The following is a 16,359-nucleotide window of genomic DNA, read 5'->3' as shown; positions in this document are numbered from 1 at the left end:
CAATTAATCGGCGCTAAAATGAAGACAAAACGCTTCCTGATAATTTTCTTTTTTCTGACCGCGCAATTATTAAACGCTCAATCGGACAAGCTTAAGCGGCTCGACGAATATATTCAAAATGCAATGAAAGACTGGAAAATGCCGGGTTTTGCGGTTTCGATTGTAAAAGACGATTCCGTAATTTTTGCAAAGGGATACGGCGTAAGGGAATTTGGCAAAGACGAGCGGGTCGACGCAAATACGCTCTTTGTAATAGCTTCGTGCTCGAAAGCTTTTACGACGGCAGCTCTTGCAATTCTGGTTGACCGGGGTAAAATAAATTGGGACGACAGGGTAATCGAATATCTTCCCGATTTTCAAATGTACGACCCGTGGGTTACAAATGAAATTACAATACGCGACCTGGTAACGCACCGGAGCGGACTTGCCACTTTCAGCGGCGATTTCCTTTGGCTCGGTTCGAACTACGACCGGAAGGAAGTAATACGCCGCGCCCGGTATCTAAAACCGGTTTCGAGCTTTCGTTCCAAATACGGATACCAAAACATTATGTTTATTACGGCTGCGGAAATTATTAAAGCCGTTACCGATACTTCGTGGGGAGACTTTATTAAAAAGCATTTTCTCGTTCCTTTGAAAATGACAAACACAAATACTTCGTACGAAGAATTGGCTGCGTCAAAAAACAAAGCAAAAGCGCATTATATAAAAGACGGCGAGATAAAGATTTATACGGACATTCAAAAGGATAATGCCGGGGGCGCGCTCGGCGTCAATTCGTCCGTAAACGATCTTGCTCAATGGATTCGCCTTCAATTAAACAGAGGGAAAATCGACAGCGTCGTTGTTTTTACAGAAAAGCAATCAAAAGAAATGTGGTCGAATCAGACTGCATTCGGCGAAATGAATTACGGTTTGGGCTGGTTTATAAGATACCGCAACGGGAAACGAATGCTCTATCACGGAGGCGGAATGCCCGGCATGATTTCAACCGTGGCTTTAATACCGGAAGAAAATTTCGGCTTTGCCATATTGAGCAATATGGAAACGGGAATGGTATCGGCTGTACGCGATTATATTGTAGATTTGTTTACGGGCGTCGAACCGCAGGATTATAATAAAATCATGTTAGAAAAATGGGACGAGCGCCTTCAAAAGTACGAAGACGAACTCAAAAGACGGGAAGAAGTCAGGGTTAAAAACACGTCGCCCTCTCTACCGTTAGAAAAATACTGCGGTAAATACGAAGATAAAATGTACGGCGAAGCGGAAGTAAGCCTCAAAGACGGCAAACTCTTTTTGCAATTTATTCCCACCCCGACATTCAGAGGCGTTCTGAATCATTATCATTACGACACTTTCTTTATCGACTGGGAAGACGAATTTTTGACGCGGGGATGGATAAAGTTCGATATGGACTTCGAAGGAAACGTTAAGCAGTTCAGCGTGGAAGTTCCCAATTCGCCCGATTTTATTTTTACGGAATTATTGTTTGAAAAGAAAAATTAATATGCTGAAACCAATTTCATCAATAATCATCTAACTGGAGCTATGAAATATTTAAAAATCAAAAACAGTAACGGCGAGATTCCGATAGGCAAGATAGTCTGCGTCGGCAGAAACTATGCCGCCCATGCATTGGAACTCGGAAACGAAGTGCCTGAATTTCCGGTTATTTTCCTGAAAACGGCTTCGAATGTGATTTATTCGGGCGATAAAGTAATCCACCCGGATTATTCCAATAACCTGCATCACGAAGTTGAGCTTGTTTTATTAATAGGGAATGCAGTCAAAAACGCCGACGACTCATCCGCCGAAGACGCTATTGCGGGATATGCCGTAGGGCTCGACATGACCTTGAGAGACCTTCAAAAAGAGTTTATGGAAAAAGGCGACCCGTGGACTCTTTCGAAGTGCTTCGATACTTCCGCGGTTCTGTCCGAATTCGTATTGAAGAAAGATTACAAACTGAAAGGCGACGAAACGATAAAACTCTCGGTCAACGGCGAATTAAGACAAAACTCTTCGATCAAAAACATGATGTTCGACCCAGTAAAAATAGTAAAATATATTTCGTCTAAAATGACTCTCGAAAAAGGCGACCTTATCTTTACAGGCACACCGGAAGGAGTGGGAAGAGTTGTACCGGGAGATAAAATTCACGCCGAGCTTGAAAATATCGGAATAATAGATACGGAAATAATCAAATAAGGAGAATCATCCATGCCCGTTTACGAATACAGATGCAACGATTGCGGTAAAAAGTATGAAATCTTTCATAAGTCGATAACCAATCCGGGCGAAGTAGAATGCCCCGATTGCAAATCCAAAAATTATAAAAAGCTGCTCTCTTCATTCAGCGCCTCGACGGAGAGCGATTCGTTCGACTCTTCGGCAGGATGTTCGGACGGCAGCTGCGGCGTACCTTCCTTCGGCGGCTGCACTACAGGAACTTGCGGACTTAATTGATATTAAAGGCTTCGCCGTTTTTTCCCGCGAAGCCTTTCGATTTATTCTCCCAAACTTTTTTGTTTTACCTTTTGATTTATTTTAATCAGCTCCGGCTTTTTCTCGAATAATTTGAGTATGTCTTCGAAATAAAAGAGCTTATTCGGCTTATACAGATTTTTGTAGATTTGTTTCATCAGTTCGTAATCGTCAGCCGTATCGACAGTCCACCTGTGAAAAGAAAAATCCCGATCGTTTTCGTAATTGACTATTTTGAAGATGCCGGGATGCTGATAAATATACGGAGTTACGTGTTCACGCTCGTATTTTTCGTTGGCGCACCTGAACGCTTCGGCAAGGGCTTCGAAAGAGAAAATTTCGGCGTCCAATCCGCGCGGGAACGTCCTTTTGATTGTATTGCTCAAGTAGTCGACTTTCTCAGTCTTATTCAGACGCAAGTATTTATCGATCATTTTGTCGATTACGACCGGATCGATAACGGGGCAGTCGGATGTGACGCGAACAATTGTATCGGCTTCATAGTCCACAGCCGCCTGGTAGTATCTTGATAGCACGTCTTCGGAACTTCCTCTGAAACAATCGATTTTATTTTCTTTGCAAAATTCTTCTGTCGCGTCGTCTTCGGGTAAGTCTGTAGTCGCAATTATTATATTCTTGATTTTCTTCGAATGCGACAAACGGTTTACCACATGCCACAAAATCGGTTTGCCTTCGAGCTCTTTGAAAATTTTACCCGGCAGCCGCGTAGAACCGGTGCGGGCCTGAACAATGGCGCATACATAATTATTGCCTGTTTTTCTTCTCATAAATTCCTTTTTTTATTTTGCAAGTTAATTTAGGATATGAACCGTATCGAAATCTTTGCATTGTATATTCACTGCAAAAATTGCCTCTTATTCAAAAACCATAATCCATTCTCTTAAGATGCAGATTACGCTCTTTGATTACGGATTCGAGTATAAATTTGTTTTTGCTCACAACCGTATACCTTCGCTTTTTGCCGCCCGATATATAAATTTTTTACTTGAAAAATTATTTATTACAATATCGATTTTCTGTTCCCCGGTTCTTTGTGAAGTTCAGCCAGCATTTTTACTTTTCTGTCTATTATATTTTGAAAGACATTTGTTTCGATATACAAATCAATATCTCTCCCCTTTTTTGAATCGTCCGTACGCGAGCCGAACAAATAGACAGAAGCATTCTCTCCGAAAAATTTTTTCGTTGCCTTTTTAATAATTTCAATATCTCTTTCACTCAAGCGCATATGATTCGATAAAATTAGTTCTCTATTAATTTAGCAAAACAATAGCCAAATCATTCATTCGAATAGCTCCCACTTCAAAGGAGTTCCTTTTTTTATATCCGTTTTAGCTTTTTTGCCGATAATTTGTTTCAAATATTTCGGATGCAAACCGTGAGAGGGACGTATCGATCGGACGTTTTCTTCCGTAAGAGGCTCGCCGGCTTTTATATCTTTTACAACAAAGAGCGAGCGCGCAAACGTTCTGCTCTTTTTTATTTTATCGTTAATTTCGATTGCGGCTTTGCCGAGCGCTTTTTCGGCGTTTCGGATGCCTTCTACCATGTTTTTGAATTCGGCGGGTTCAAGCGAGAACGCCGCGTCGGGTCCTCCCAATTTTCTGTCGAGTATGAAATGTTTTTCAACTATTCTGGCGCCGAGAGCCACGGCGGCTACGGGCGCGACGATTCCCGTAGTGTGATCCGACAATCCGACTACCGTATCGAATTTTTCTTTCATGTACGGAATCGAGTTCAGGTTCGCATCCTCGATTGGAGCGGGATAGGAAGACGTGCATTTTAAAAGTGCTATCTGATTATTGTTCATTCTTTTACAAGCGTCGATTGCCTCTCTTATGTCTTCTTCGGTTGCAATGCCTGTCGATATTATCATCGGCTTTCCTTTCGAAGCGGCGTATTCGATCAGCGGTATATCCGTTATTTCGAAAGACGCAATTTTATACGCCGGAACGTTCATGTTTTCCAGAAAGTCGACCGCAGTTTTATCGAACGGCGACGAAAAACAGACAAGTCCGAGCTCTTCCGCAATTTTTTTCAGTTCCGGCTGCCATTCCCACGGCGTATAAGCCTTTTGATAAAGTTGATACAATGTTGTTCCGTCCCAAATAGTGCCTTGCTTAATCTGAAAATATTCGTTATCGCAGTCGATGGTAATTGTGTCCGGCGTATATGTTTGGAGCTTTACCGCGTCTGCTCCGCATTCTTTGATAGCTTTAATTGAATCGATTGCCGTTTGAAAATTCTGATTGTGATTTGCGGAGAGCTCGGCAATGATAAACACTTTTTTATCCGTGTCGAAATTTTCAATTATCACTTTTTCACCTCTCAAGCGCAAACTTATTAAAAAGTTCGTTATTAATTAATTCTTCCCCCGCCGGTTTATATCCCGCCGCTTCGAATGCCCTTAATGACGCGCTGTTATCAGGCAATATGTACGCGGTTATCGAAACTACATTCGGATATTCATTGAATAATCTGCGCGAACCTTCTTTAATGATTTTTTTTGAAAGTCCCTTTCCGCGGAATTTTTCCGTAAGGCTAATGCTTACAACAGCGGCAGTGTTTTCAATTTCGAAGCGAATCTGTCCGATAAAATTATCCTCGCGGTCGAAAGCCAGCAGAAACAAATAATTATTATCGTTTACTTTTTTGTCGAACCATACAGTATGCTCGTCCCACGCTATAGGATTTTTGTTGATCGACTGCATCCTTACGGAAGGATCGTTCGACAATTCATATACAATTTTAGAATCTTCCGGTACGGCTTTTCTCAAATAAAATTTATCGGCGGCGCATTTTTTTTCTATCAGATAGGAAACAACGCGGCGGCTGCCCTGTCCGTCTACTTTTTTTCTGCCGGCGCTGCCGCATTTTTTACGCAGACCTATCGACTTGAATTTTTGCAGCTGTTCGGCAATCTTTTTCATACAATGAATTTCATTATAGAAAACCGGTTCAATCAGAAATCCCGCTTTGGACCATTCGAGAATATTATTCTTCTGATTATCTGCCACGACCACGGCAATCGACGGCGTTCCCGTTACGGCGAGTTCGTACAAAGTTTGACCCGCAGCCGTAATAACAACGTCGGCTTTCAACATCAATTCTTTAATTTGCTCCGCGCTTAAAAGGTTATAGAAACCGACGTCTTTATAATTCTCTTTCAGCTTATCTATTTCGCCGTTTTCTTTGTTTCCGAAAACTGCATGGATTGCGGCGTCCGGATAGATTTCCCTTGCAACCTTCAAAGAGGGTAAAGTCAGGTTTCTTACATCCTGCCCTCCGAAGGTAATCAGAATGTTTTTTATTTCTTTATTGTATTTACGCTGCGCCGGGTCCCAGAACGGTCTTCTTATCGGAATATATTCCGAGCCGAGAAGAAAATCGTATCCTGCTTTTTTTTGATACGGAAAATTCTCCGCGTTAATCGTTCCGTTCAATATAATCGATTCGGGATAATCGATTCGCAAATTATCGTCGACAATCAAGAGGCGTTCGCAAAAACTCGATATTTTTTCGTAAAACTCTCTGCCGGCAAGATAAGAATCGATAATTGCAAAGTCGCTGTTGATTATTTTCTTAATCAGTTGCGCGGGATGATTCAACCAGTCTATAATTTCAAAACGGGCGCCGTTCAAATACGAAACGCATCTGACGTCTCCGTTGATATAGAAATCGGGTATGATATTTCTTTCCTCGAACGCCTGATACAAAGAGAGGCATCTGGTTATATGCCCATACCCTGTATTTTGAAATCCTTCTGTAATAATTGAGATTTTCATTTCATTGAATCGAGCGCGCCGACTATTGATCCGGTAATATACTCAAGGTCTTCTTCATTTAGTCCGGGATAGATCGGAATTGATACTTCTCTTTTATAGAACAGCTCGGCTTCGGGGAAATCCCCTTCTTTAAAACCGAATCTTTTTTTGTAAAACGGTTGAAGATGAACGGGAATATAATGCACCTGCAGAAAGATATTCTTCTCTTTCATCTTATCGAAAAATTCCTTTTTCGAAATTCCGAGTTCTTCGAATTTTATCTGCAAGGGATAAAGATGATACGCATGTTTGGAATTTTCGTTAACAATAGGAGTTATGAATCTGTCGTCATTCTTAAAAAATTCGTCGTAATATGCCGCTATTTTTCTTCTTTCGTTAATAAACGAATCGAGTTTTTTTAACTGCGATATACCGAGAGCGCATTGAAAATCCGTAATCCTATAGTTGAATCCTACTTCATGCATTTCGTAATACCACGGACCGTCGTTTTTTTCCAGTATTCGGGGATCTTTGGTCGCTCCGTGCGTCCTTAATATTTTGACTCTGTCGATAAACTCCCGGTCGTTCGATAGAACGGCTCCGCCTTCTCCGGTGGTAAAATGTTTAACGGGGTGAAAACTCATATTAACAGCGTCGGCATAATTAACGGCATAATGATAATCGTTTTTATATTCCGCTCCCGGCGCGTGACAGAAATCGTTTATAAGTTGGAATCCGTATTTTTCTTTTAAGTTCTTTAAGGCTTCCCAATCGCACGGATGTCCTGCATAATCGACGGCTACGACGGCTTTAACGTGAATGTTTTTTGCGCGGTAATATTTGATTTTATCCTCGAGTTTTTCCGGATCGATAGTGTAACTGCGTTCGTCGATATCCGCAAAATCGACGTTTGCCCCCGCATAAATTGCGCAGTTGGCGCTTGCAAGAAATGTAATCGGAGTCGTGACGATCAGGTCTCCTTTCGACCACCCGAGTCCGAGAGCGATCAAGTGCAAGCCGGCGGTTCCGTTTGCGCACGCGGCGGCATATCGAGAGCCGAATTTATCCGCCAGCGCTTTTTCGAACTCGTTTATCGTCGGTCCCTGTGTGAGCCAATCGGATTTGAGAACTTCCACAACGCTTTCTATATCGTCCCGGTCTATGTTTTGTTTTCCGTATGAATATGTTTTCGATTTCATATAAATTTCCCTCAGAATACAACAACGTTTTTCTCGATTAATTCGCGCAACTCTTCAACCGTCAGAAAATGCGGATTGGCGCCGCTGTTGTAAGAAAATCCGTATTCACAGAATTTTCCCGGTTGCCCGTTGCTTTTAAGTCGGAATTCTTCGGTATCCCATAATTTGAGATTCGGATCGTTGCCCAATTGAACGGACGGAAGAATAACGAAATAGTCGTCGAATTCGATTGTGTTGAGCGCGTCCGCCTGTGTAATCATTTCTTCGTGTATTTTTTCGCCCGGACGTATGCCGACAACTTCCACTTTACATTCAGGAGCTACTGCTTTTGCCAGATCTAAGATTCTGTAAGACGGAATTTTTGGCACGAAAAGTTCGCCGCCCCACATTCTTTTAAAACTTTCGAGAACGAAGTCGACGCCCTGTTGAAGAGTAATATTAAAGCGAGTCATTCTATCGTCGGTTACGGGCAAAACGCCTTCTTTTCTTTTTTGAAGGAAGAAAGGAATTACCGACCCGCGGCTGCCCATTACGTTTCCGTAACGCACTACCGAAAATTTAATGTCGTGAGCGCCTTTGAAATTATTTGCCGCAATAAAAAGTTTGTCCGATGTAAGTTTGGTTGCGCCGTAAAGGTTGACCGGCGCCGCCGCTTTATCGGTGCTAAGCGCAATTACTTTTCTTACTCCCTTTTCGATACAAGCATTTATTACATTTTGACCGCCTATAACATTTGTTTTAACCGCTTCGAAAGGATTGTATTCGCAAGCCGGCACCTGTTTCAGAGCCGCGGCATGAACCACGTAATCGACGCCTTCCATTGCCTTCTTAAGCCTTTCTTCGTCCCGGACGTCGCCGATAAAATAACGCATCAGAACGCCTTCTTTTTTGTAAGCGGGATTGTGCTGCATTTCGAACTGCTTCAGTTCGTCTCTGCTGTAAATAATTATTTTTCTCGGTGTGTATCTTTTCAATACGGTCTCAACGAATTTCTTTCCGAAAGAACCCGTTCCGCCTGTAATTAGAATTGTTTTGCCGTCCATAGTTCTCCTGTAATTTATCTAAACAAATTTATGCCGATTTATCTCGAATTCAAAATTCGTATCCGAACGAAAATCCTCCGAACGGAATCATTTTACCGTTATAAACAAACGGCGTAAAACTAATTCCCAAAAATAATCCGTTGCGCGTGACTAACGTATAATTTATTCGCGCTGTAAACATAAGTCCCGAACCTTTCAGTTGTTCGCCGTTTGTTATTTTATAATTCGAATAAACATGCCAGTTTAGAATTCCGGCTCCGACGGAAAAATAATTTTCGCCCGAGTAAATTCTGTAATTAACAAGTACCGGAAACGCGCTTGCGTCAGAAACAAACATAAAGCCGGCTCTCAGACTTATATTTTGATATACAGTTCTTTCATAATTAACCGAATATCCGCCCGCATTGCCAAAGAGTTCCGCATAAATTGAATTATGCGATTTTTGAGCTAGATTAACGCCGCTAAACAAAAGCGCAAGCAGAACGACAGCATACAAAACAATTAAACGATTATTCATCTCGTCAATATCATTTTTTTCGCCACGGAATAATTATTATAGGTGAGTCTGTAAAAATAAATTCCGGAAGGAAGATTAAAGCCGTCGGAATCGAAATTGAATTTATATGAGCCGGGAGCGTAATATCCTTCGGCAAGCTTTGTTATTTCCCTGCCCAGTATATCGAATACGATTAGTTTTACGTATCCGCCCGATTCGAGATTGAATTTAATAATTGTGGTCGGATTGAAAGGATTCGGATAGTTTTGATATAATTCGAAACCTCGCGGAATTTCCGTTCCGTCTGAAACGCTCTGCAGCTGATCGAATCTGAAAAGGGCATAAACAGGCAAATGGTCGCTGGCTGAAACAAGAGAGTCCGCCAGCTCGTTTCCGAAGTTATTTGGACCGGAATTTATCGGCATTCCGAAATGATTGCCGTCGTTTCCAACGATTGTATACGAGCCGTCTACATACTCTATTCCTCCGGGGTCTTTAACCGCCTGCGAAATAAGGATCATATCGAACCGGTTTGTCAACTCGGTTGCTGAATAGCTGTGCGTATGCTTGAACAACGGATTGCCGTTCCATTCTCCGATTGCATCGATCGGGTCGATAAAATAACCCGGGAAAGACCGGTCTGTCAATTTAACGAAAGCCGCTTCGGAACCGTTGAGCGTATTGAAGTCGCCCAAAACAATATAATCCTTGTCTTCGGGATATTGGGAAGTAACATTCCGCAATACGTTTGCCTGAAGAAAACGTTTGTTTAAATTTTCGATGTTGTCGCCGTACCTTTCGTTTGCTTTAAGATGAACGGAAAAAATAATAAGCGTGTCGCCGGTCTTTTTGTTTATTACCGGAAATTCGTTTATCGGTCTGGTTACTGCGTCGTGAATTATATTTCCCAGCGATTCGACTTTGTCTTCTTTATAAAAAAGAGCGCTGTTCATTTCCTTCGAAGCGATAAATTCCGCAGCTTTATATTTATACTCAAGCACGTATTCCATAAACTGATTAACCGAAGCTTTATCGACAACTTCCTGGCAAACCAGTACGTCGGGATCGACTGCGTTGATAACGTATTTCAACGCGGGATTGTCCCAGTCAAGCCTGCCGGGATTGTCCGCGGTAGGGTTATAAGGCGTATATTGATGAATATTATAAGTCATAATTTTTAACGTGTCCTGGGCGTTTAATAAACCGGCGACAATAAACAGAGCAATCGTAAAGAAACGTTTCATTTAAAATCCCAATTAATTATTATTGCTTTTGGATATTTCAAAATAACTAAAAAATGAAATTAATTAAAATAATTCCATTGTTCGCGATATTAATCGCATGCGGCGGCAATTTGCCGGAATTGATCGACCTTTCCCGGCACGAATTTCATCTTGTCAATCAGGACGGCAGGGAAGTGATTTTCCCGGAGAATATCAAGGGAAAGATAACAGTTGCCGGTTATATCTTTACTAACTGTCCGGATATCTGTCCGCTTACAACAAACAACATGCGTCTCTTAAAAGAAAGGTTGGAGCGGGAAGGAATAAGCGAAGTGAATTTCGTATCGATCAGCTTCGACCCTGCGAACGATACTCCCGAAGTTCTGAAAAAATACGCCGAAATAAGAAATCTCGACGCCGGCGGATGGGAATTTCTTACGGGAAGCCAAAGCGAAATCGATTCGTTAATGAAAACCGTTGAAGTCCTTGCCGTACCCGGCGATTCGACGACATTAGCCAACGGAAAAAAGATTTATTATTACGTTCACACAGACAGAATCCAGCTAATCGACAGGGACGGAATAGTGAGAAAAAATTATCCCGGCAGTAAACTTAATCTGGAAGAAATTTATGCAGATATCAAAAAATTAATGTAAGCGGAGTAACGCGTTATGAAAAAACTTCTATTATTGACAATCTTTCTGCCGGTTTTATTATACGGGCAGCAAACTAAAATAAAAGTAGAAAACGCATGGGCGCGCCCGGCGGCTATGGGGCACAATTCGGCTCTTTATATGACAATAACGAATACGGGCGATTCGGAAGACACTCTTTACGCCGCAAAATCTTCTGCTGCTCAAATAGTGGAAATTCACGAAACCTATAAAGCCGGCGACGATATGATGGGCATGAGAGAAGTTGAATTCGTAAAAATATCACCCGGGTCGAGCGTTAGCTTCAAACCGGGCGGACATCATATAATGTTAATCGGCTCGACCAAAGATTTAAAAGCGGGGGATTCAATCAAGGTTGAATTATTCTTCAGAAAAAACGGGAAAATAATTACGGAAGCAAAAGTAAAAACATTCTGATTGGATAAGTCTCTTTACAGAGCAAAATTGCTTTCCGAAGATGAGGTTTGTTTTTCTTTTCAGACTCGCCGAAAAATACTTCGGAGTGAAGGATAAACGTTAAAAATTCTTATTTTTACGGTAAAAGAAAAAGGAATAGTATTATGAAATTTCACCTGGTAACCGGAGCTTGCGGATTTGTGGGCAGAAATACCGTCAAGCAATTGCTCAAAAGAACACAAGATAATGTAATTATGGTCGACGATCTTTCGGTCGGAACGCATCCCTCCTCGTGGCTCGAAGACCCAACTTCAAAAAAATTAAAGGATATTGAAATTTTCGGCAAAGACGAGCGTCTCTTCTTTTTCCAAACGGACATAAGAAAATTTTTAAATAAACTTCAAGAAGACAACGGCTGGTTGAAAAGAGATTACGGATTAAACATAGATCGATTCGGAGACGTATTCCATTTTGCGGCAATAGTAGGCGGACGCGCAAAAATAGAAGGCGACCCGATGGCAGTAGCGCTCGACTTGTCGATCGACGCGGAATTTTTCAACTGGATTGCCAAGTCGAAACCCGAAAGAGTTCTCTATCCGAGCTCCTCCGCCGCTTATCCGATTAATCTGCAGGCGGAAGGAAACGCGGTTGCTTTAAAGGAATCCTACATTGATATAAACGGTTACACGCTCGGCAAGCCGGATATGACATACGGCTGGACAAAATTAACCGGCGAATATCTTGCAAAAATTGCGGCGGAACACTACGGAATTTCGATTGTTTGCATACGTCCTTTTTCAGGCTACGGAGAAGACCAGGATTTGAGTTATCCCGTTCCCGCCATTGCAACCCGCGCCGCGCGCAAAGAAGACCCGTTTGAAGTCTGGGGAACCGGACAACAAGGCAGGGATTTTGTTCACATCGACGATGTGATGGATTGTATGTTTCTGGCAATGGACAAAATTCACGACGGAACGGCTATCAACATCGGCTCCGGCAAACTTACATCTTTTATCGAATTGATACGTCTTTTCACAAAATTCGCAGGTTACTCGCCCGCAATCAAACCGCTGACCGACAAACCGATGGGCGTCCACTCCCGCTACAGCGATATGACTTTTGTAAAACAATTGCTTGGGTGGGAACCCAGAATTTCTCTCGAAGAAGGGATGAAACGCGTTTATGACGTGGCTGTAGAAAGAATTAAAAACAACAAATAATCGCCAATTATGAAAAGAATCGTTATCTTCGGTCCCGGACCGCAATTCAAAGGCGGCATTGCTAATTATACGACATCGCTTGCAAAATCTTTGAGTAAGTTGGGAGCGGAAGTTTATATAGTATCCTGGACGCAGCAGTACCCGTCAATAATACCCCGCGATTTTATCGACCGTTCGAGCAAGAAAAACTTTCTTGAAGGCACGCCAGTTAAAATCGAGTATGTTACCAACTACAACAATCCTTTTTCGTGGAATAAAACCGTTAAACTTATAAAAAGCATTAATCCGGATATTGTAGTATTCCAATGGGCTATTTCTGTGCAGGGATTGCCGATGGGCTATATTGCCCAAAAATTAAGAACCGGTTGCGATTGCGAAATTATATTCGATCTCCACGTTGTAGCGCAGAAAGAAAGCAGCATACTCGATAAACTGTTTCTTAAATACGCCCTTAAGAAACCTCACACTTTTATAGTGCACTCGCTCAAAACATTTCAGGAATTGCAGGAAATTTTTCCGAAACAAAAATTTATTCTGGTCGACAGGCAGCCCAGAGCCAAGCACACGGAATTAGCCGGGAAAGGGATTCAACAGGTAATACGTCTTTATCACCCGATATACGATATGTTTACGCCCGATATCAACATCGACCGCGAAAAAATAAAAGCGGAGCTCGGACTGAAGAAATATGTTTTCCTTTTTTTCGGCTTTATACGAAAATACAAAGGCTTGCACAATGTAATTCCCGCATTTGCAAAGTTAGCTGCAGAGCGGAACGACGTATCGCTGTTGATTGTGGGCGAGTCCTTCTGGCAGACTTTGGACGAAAAGAAACTATCTACTAAATTAAAAAAGAAAATTTTCGGATTTATCAAAAAACTCGTTACAAAAGAAAAAGACGACGAAAGCAGTTACAGACCGCTTGAATTGATCGACAAACTCGGCATTCGCGACAGCGTTGTCGTAATCAACAGATACGTGCCAAACGAAGAAGTCCATAAATATTTTCAGGTGGCCGATTGCAACGTCCTCTTTTATGAAGTCGCCACTCCATCCGGAGTAGAATCAATGGCGTATAACTTCAATCTGCCTTCGATAGCCACTGCGGTAGGCCATTTTCCCGAGACAATCAAACACGGTTACAACGGATATCTTGCCGAACCGAACGACATCGATTCAATGTATAAAGTAATGAAAGATTTTATTGAAAACCCGATTCCGCGCGGCAGAATCGAGGAGCAGGCAAAGAAAATGAGCTGGGGAAATTATGCAAAAGCAATTCTAAATCAATAAAGTATTAAAAAATTAATACGGTGAATAAATGAGCAAGCAAAAGAAGGGTGCAAACCAACCAAAAGAATACGGCTTTACTATCGAAAATCTGATTCCCGAAAAATACAGAACGGCGTTATTACTTGGGATAATTATCCTTCTTTTATTCGTATTTTTTTCGCCGGTCATGTTCGGCGATAAGACAACTACTTCAGGCGATTTGGTTCAAATCAAAAGTATGCGGCAATATGCTTTGAAAGAGCGCGAAGGCGTATCTCTATGGAATCCGTATATATTTTGCGGAATGCCTGCGGTAGTGACCTCGATGTCGCCTCGTTATTACGATTTAACGGCAATGCTCTATTCGTACGCTTCCAGAATTTATTCGGCGGCGTTCAAGAATTACAACGCCATTTATACTTTCAATCTGTTATTGCTTGCTTTCACGGCATTTTTCTTTATGAGAAATTTTGGAGCGTCGCGCGGCATTGCTTTCATAACGGCAGTATCGGCGGCATTCAGCACGGGTATTATAGTGCTATTTTTTATAGGGCACACTACAAAACTGATGAGCCTTTCTATCTTTCCATTCATTATGATGATGCTATTTAAATTCCAAAAAGAAATTAAAATTCTGGACGTCTTATTGTTTATTGTCGGTTTACATATACTGGTTTTCGGAGCTCACGTTCAGATTGTTTTTTATTTCGGGCTGGCGGGGCTCGTTTATTTCATTTATTATTTTGCCCACGCAATTGCGACAAAAAATAATGTTTTGAGAAATCAACTGTTTAAATCGATCTTAGTATCGATTGCCGCGGCGGCAATAGCCCTATTAATGTCGTATGACACTTACGGACAGTTATTCGAATATAAGCCGTATTCCACGCGAGGCACGGAGAGTATTGTAGAAAAAGAGAACAAAAGCGCGCAAAGCGAATCCGATTTTTATCAATACGCAACAAACTGGTCTTTTTCTCCCGGCGAAGTATTAACTTTCGTTGTGCCTTCTTATTACGGATTCGGACGCTCGACTTATAAAGGTCCCCTTACAAACAATCAAGCCGTTGAAGTTAACACGTATTTCGGTCAAATGCCTTTTGTGGATACGGCTATGTATATGGGAGTAATCGTTTTTGCGCTCGGAATAATGACGATATTTTTGCGCTGGAAAGACCCTGCAGTGCGTTATTTTACAATCGTTGTACTATTCTTTTTGCTGATTTCCTTCGGACGAACATTTCCCGTAGTGTACAATTTTATGTACTATTATTTCCCTTTCTTCGATAATTTCAGAACCCCGTCAATGATACTTCACGTAATTCAAATTATCTTTCCCGTGATGGCCGGACTGGGTTTAATGAAATTGGCGGAGTTGAGGAAAGAAAAAAACACAGCGCGCCTGAAACAATTCAAAAACACGGCTCTCGTTTTTTCGGGACTTTTTGTTTTTTCTATTATTTTCGGCGGCGTTATATCGGATTGGTTTGTTTCGAGAGTGAACGGTTATGCGGCGGCTCTGAGCAATCAACAACAAGCGCAAATGTTCAACGCCCTCTCGGGGTATATGGCGGATATGTTCCGAGGAGATCTGCAAATAGCCATGGCTCTTCTTAGTCTTACATTCGGATTGATTTATGCTTATCTGAATAAAAATATTGCAAAAGAGGTATTATTAAGCGCTGTTGCATTCCTGATAATATTCGACCTCTTCAGGATCGGCAACCGCGGTGCTCACTACGAAGATTCCAAGAGAATTGAAGAAATGTTCCGCCAACCCGAATATGTAACCGCAATTAAAAGCAGGAACGATAAAGAACCGTTCAGAATATTAAATCTGAAACAGGACGGATCGTTGGGGTCTATTTCCAACAACGGAAATTTTAACGTTTATTTTCTGCTGGAAGATTTCTTCGGATATTCTGCGGTAAAACCGAGGGCATATCAGGATATAATCGACGTGGTCTCGCCGGCAAACGTTACCCTCTGGCGAATGGCAAATGTAAAGTATATCGTAATGGACAGACCGTATAATCCGATGGGATTGTCGCCGATTTATCAATCGCAAAATACTTTTGTTTATGAAAACCAAATGGCGCTTCCCAGACTCTACTTTGTTGACACCGTGGAGATTAAAAAACCGATCGAGATACTGAAAGCCGTCGCCAACGACGAATTCGATCCGAGAGAAAAGGCTTTTATTGAAAGCGGTAATTTGGAAGTCGACGGAACCGACACAACGACTTCGTTGACCATTACTTCTTACAGCGACGAAAAAATAACGGCAAAAACCGCAACGTCGGGCGATAACTTCCTTGTATTTTGCACGACTTACTTGCCGGGATGGAAAGCTTTTGTAGACGGCAATAAGACGGAAATACTCAAGACAAATCACGCTTTTATGGGAATAGTAGTGCCCGAAGGTACGCATGAAATCGAATTCATTTATGAACCCGACGCTTTTATTATAGGCAAGAATCTTTCGCTCATACTTAATATACTTCTCTTTGCATCGATTGCCGTTACAATCATTTTCACAAAGAAAAAGAAGAACAAGCAATAAA

General features: G+C 41.8%; 16 protein-coding genes. 8 read left to right on the top strand and 8 right to left on the bottom strand.

Going from position 1 to position 16,359, the window contains the following annotated elements; all coding sequences use genetic code 11:
- Positions 1-18: 18 nt before the first annotated feature.
- From ACSSWA_RS09650 to ACSSWA_RS09640, 3 genes are read left to right on the top strand one after another with little or no spacing between them, the layout of a single operon-like run.
- Complete coding sequence (locus ACSSWA_RS09650) at positions 19-1,509, top strand: serine hydrolase (RefSeq protein WP_437356358.1); 1,491 nt, start codon at positions 19-21, stop codon at positions 1,507-1,509.
- A gap of 42 nt (positions 1,510-1,551) precedes the next feature.
- Entirely contained in the window at positions 1,552-2,211 is a 660-nt protein-coding gene (locus ACSSWA_RS09645) for a fumarylacetoacetate hydrolase family protein (protein ID WP_437356357.1), read from the top strand.
- Positions 2,212-2,223: 12 nt separating this feature from the next.
- The gene (locus ACSSWA_RS09640) at positions 2,224-2,469 is read left to right on the top strand and encodes an FmdB family zinc ribbon protein (protein ID WP_437356356.1); all 246 of its coding nucleotides are present in this window, start codon (positions 2,224-2,226) and stop codon (positions 2,467-2,469) included.
- A 41-nt stretch (positions 2,470-2,510) separates the two neighbouring features.
- Here the strand turns inward: ACSSWA_RS09640 and ACSSWA_RS09635 are convergent, their stop codons facing one another.
- From ACSSWA_RS09635 to ACSSWA_RS09600, 8 genes are all read right to left on the bottom strand, one after another.
- Complete coding sequence (locus tag ACSSWA_RS09635; RefSeq protein ID WP_437356355.1) at positions 2,511-3,275, bottom strand: cytidylyltransferase domain-containing protein; 765 nt, start codon at positions 3,273-3,275, stop codon at positions 2,511-2,513.
- Between the two features lie 233 nt (positions 3,276-3,508).
- Complete coding sequence (locus ACSSWA_RS09630; protein ID WP_437356354.1) at positions 3,509-3,730, bottom strand: nucleotidyltransferase domain-containing protein; 222 nt, start codon at positions 3,728-3,730, stop codon at positions 3,509-3,511.
- Positions 3,731-3,790: 60 nt separating this feature from the next.
- Positions 3,791-4,825 (bottom strand): pseudaminic acid synthase, encoded by a 1,035-nt coding sequence (gene pseI / locus ACSSWA_RS09625; protein WP_437356353.1) that lies wholly within the window; start codon positions 4,823-4,825, stop codon positions 3,791-3,793.
- 4 nt (positions 4,826-4,829) lie between these two features.
- The gene (locus ACSSWA_RS09620) at positions 4,830-6,293 is read right to left on the bottom strand and encodes a GNAT family N-acetyltransferase (RefSeq protein ID WP_437356352.1); all 1,464 of its coding nucleotides are present in this window, start codon (positions 6,291-6,293) and stop codon (positions 4,830-4,832) included.
- The gene (pseC, locus tag ACSSWA_RS09615) at positions 6,290-7,471 is read right to left on the bottom strand and encodes a UDP-4-amino-4,6-dideoxy-N-acetyl-beta-L-altrosamine transaminase (protein ID WP_437356351.1); all 1,182 of its coding nucleotides are present in this window, start codon (positions 7,469-7,471) and stop codon (positions 6,290-6,292) included. The genes ACSSWA_RS09620 and pseC overlap by 4 nt, the downstream gene beginning before the upstream one ends.
- Before the next feature lie 11 nt (positions 7,472-7,482).
- On the bottom strand, positions 7,483-8,514 hold the full coding sequence (gene pseB / locus ACSSWA_RS09610; RefSeq protein WP_437356350.1) for a UDP-N-acetylglucosamine 4,6-dehydratase (inverting): 1,032 nt from the start codon (positions 8,512-8,514) through the stop codon (positions 7,483-7,485).
- 49 nt (positions 8,515-8,563) lie between these two features.
- Positions 8,564-9,031 carry a hypothetical protein gene (locus ACSSWA_RS09605; protein WP_437356349.1) on the bottom strand — a complete coding sequence of 156 codons (468 nt, stop codon included), beginning with the start codon at positions 9,029-9,031 and terminating at the stop codon, positions 8,564-8,566.
- Entirely contained in the window at positions 9,028-10,254 is a 1,227-nt protein-coding gene (locus tag ACSSWA_RS09600) for a T9SS type A sorting domain-containing protein (RefSeq protein WP_437356348.1), read from the bottom strand. The genes ACSSWA_RS09605 and ACSSWA_RS09600 overlap by 4 nt, the downstream gene beginning before the upstream one ends.
- A 53-nt stretch (positions 10,255-10,307) precedes the next feature.
- Here ACSSWA_RS09600 and ACSSWA_RS09595 point away from each other — a divergent pair, with 53 nt between their 5' ends.
- The 5 genes from ACSSWA_RS09595 to ACSSWA_RS09575 all read left to right on the top strand — a co-directional run bounded on the left by ACSSWA_RS09595 (position 10,308) and on the right by ACSSWA_RS09575 (position 16,358).
- Positions 10,308-10,889 (top strand): SCO family protein, encoded by a 582-nt coding sequence (locus ACSSWA_RS09595; protein WP_437356347.1) that lies wholly within the window; start codon positions 10,308-10,310, stop codon positions 10,887-10,889.
- Between the two features lie 15 nt (positions 10,890-10,904).
- A complete protein-coding gene (locus tag ACSSWA_RS09590; RefSeq protein WP_437356346.1) occupies positions 10,905-11,324 on the top strand; it encodes a copper chaperone PCu(A)C in 420 nt (139 codons plus the stop codon).
- Positions 11,325-11,467: 143 nt separating this feature from the next.
- The gene (locus tag ACSSWA_RS09585; RefSeq protein WP_437356345.1) at positions 11,468-12,523 is read left to right on the top strand and encodes an NAD-dependent epimerase/dehydratase family protein; all 1,056 of its coding nucleotides are present in this window, start codon (positions 11,468-11,470) and stop codon (positions 12,521-12,523) included.
- A 9-nt stretch (positions 12,524-12,532) separates the two neighbouring features.
- Positions 12,533-13,816 (top strand): glycosyltransferase, encoded by a 1,284-nt coding sequence (locus ACSSWA_RS09580; RefSeq protein WP_437356344.1) that lies wholly within the window; start codon positions 12,533-12,535, stop codon positions 13,814-13,816.
- A 28-nt stretch (positions 13,817-13,844) separates the two neighbouring features.
- Complete coding sequence (locus ACSSWA_RS09575; RefSeq protein WP_437356343.1) at positions 13,845-16,358, top strand: YfhO family protein; 2,514 nt, start codon at positions 13,845-13,847, stop codon at positions 16,356-16,358.
- The last annotated feature ends 1 nt before the right edge of the window (position 16,359 follow it).

This window comes from Melioribacter sp. Ez-97 (genome assembly GCF_051488665.1).
Lineage (GTDB): Bacteria > Bacteroidota > Ignavibacteria > Ignavibacteriales > Melioribacteraceae > Melioribacter.
Note: the sequence above shows the minus strand (reverse complement) of the source record. Positions and strands in the feature narration are given on the sequence as shown.

Excerpts from the sequence above, each read along its gene's own strand:
- ACSSWA_RS09650 (WP_437356358.1), top strand. The coding sequence starts at position 19 with ATGAAGACAAAACGCTTCCTGATAATTTTCTTTTTTCTGACCGCGCAA.
- ACSSWA_RS09645 (WP_437356357.1), top strand. The coding sequence starts at position 1,552 with ATGAAATATTTAAAAATCAAAAACAGTAACGGCGAGATTCCGATAGGC.
- ACSSWA_RS09640 (WP_437356356.1), top strand. The coding sequence starts at position 2,224 with ATGCCCGTTTACGAATACAGATGCAACGATTGCGGTAAAAAGTATGAA.
- ACSSWA_RS09635 (WP_437356355.1), bottom strand. The coding sequence starts at position 3,275 with ATGAGAAGAAAAACAGGCAATAATTATGTATGCGCCATTGTTCAGGCC.
- ACSSWA_RS09620 (WP_437356352.1), bottom strand. The coding sequence starts at position 6,293 with ATGAAAATCTCAATTATTACAGAAGGATTTCAAAATACAGGGTATGGG.
- pseC (WP_437356351.1), bottom strand. The coding sequence starts at position 7,471 with ATGAAATCGAAAACATATTCATACGGAAAACAAAACATAGACCGGGAC.
- pseB (WP_437356350.1), bottom strand. The coding sequence starts at position 8,514 with ATGGACGGCAAAACAATTCTAATTACAGGCGGAACGGGTTCTTTCGGA.
- ACSSWA_RS09605 (WP_437356349.1), bottom strand. The coding sequence starts at position 9,031 with ATGAATAATCGTTTAATTGTTTTGTATGCTGTCGTTCTGCTTGCGCTT.
- ACSSWA_RS09600 (WP_437356348.1), bottom strand. The coding sequence starts at position 10,254 with ATGAAACGTTTCTTTACGATTGCTCTGTTTATTGTCGCCGGTTTATTA.
- ACSSWA_RS09595 (WP_437356347.1), top strand. The coding sequence starts at position 10,308 with ATGAAATTAATTAAAATAATTCCATTGTTCGCGATATTAATCGCATGC.
- ACSSWA_RS09590 (WP_437356346.1), top strand. The coding sequence starts at position 10,905 with ATGAAAAAACTTCTATTATTGACAATCTTTCTGCCGGTTTTATTATAC.
- ACSSWA_RS09585 (WP_437356345.1), top strand. The coding sequence starts at position 11,468 with ATGAAATTTCACCTGGTAACCGGAGCTTGCGGATTTGTGGGCAGAAAT.
- ACSSWA_RS09580 (WP_437356344.1), top strand. The coding sequence starts at position 12,533 with ATGAAAAGAATCGTTATCTTCGGTCCCGGACCGCAATTCAAAGGCGGC.
- ACSSWA_RS09575 (WP_437356343.1), top strand. The coding sequence starts at position 13,845 with ATGAGCAAGCAAAAGAAGGGTGCAAACCAACCAAAAGAATACGGCTTT.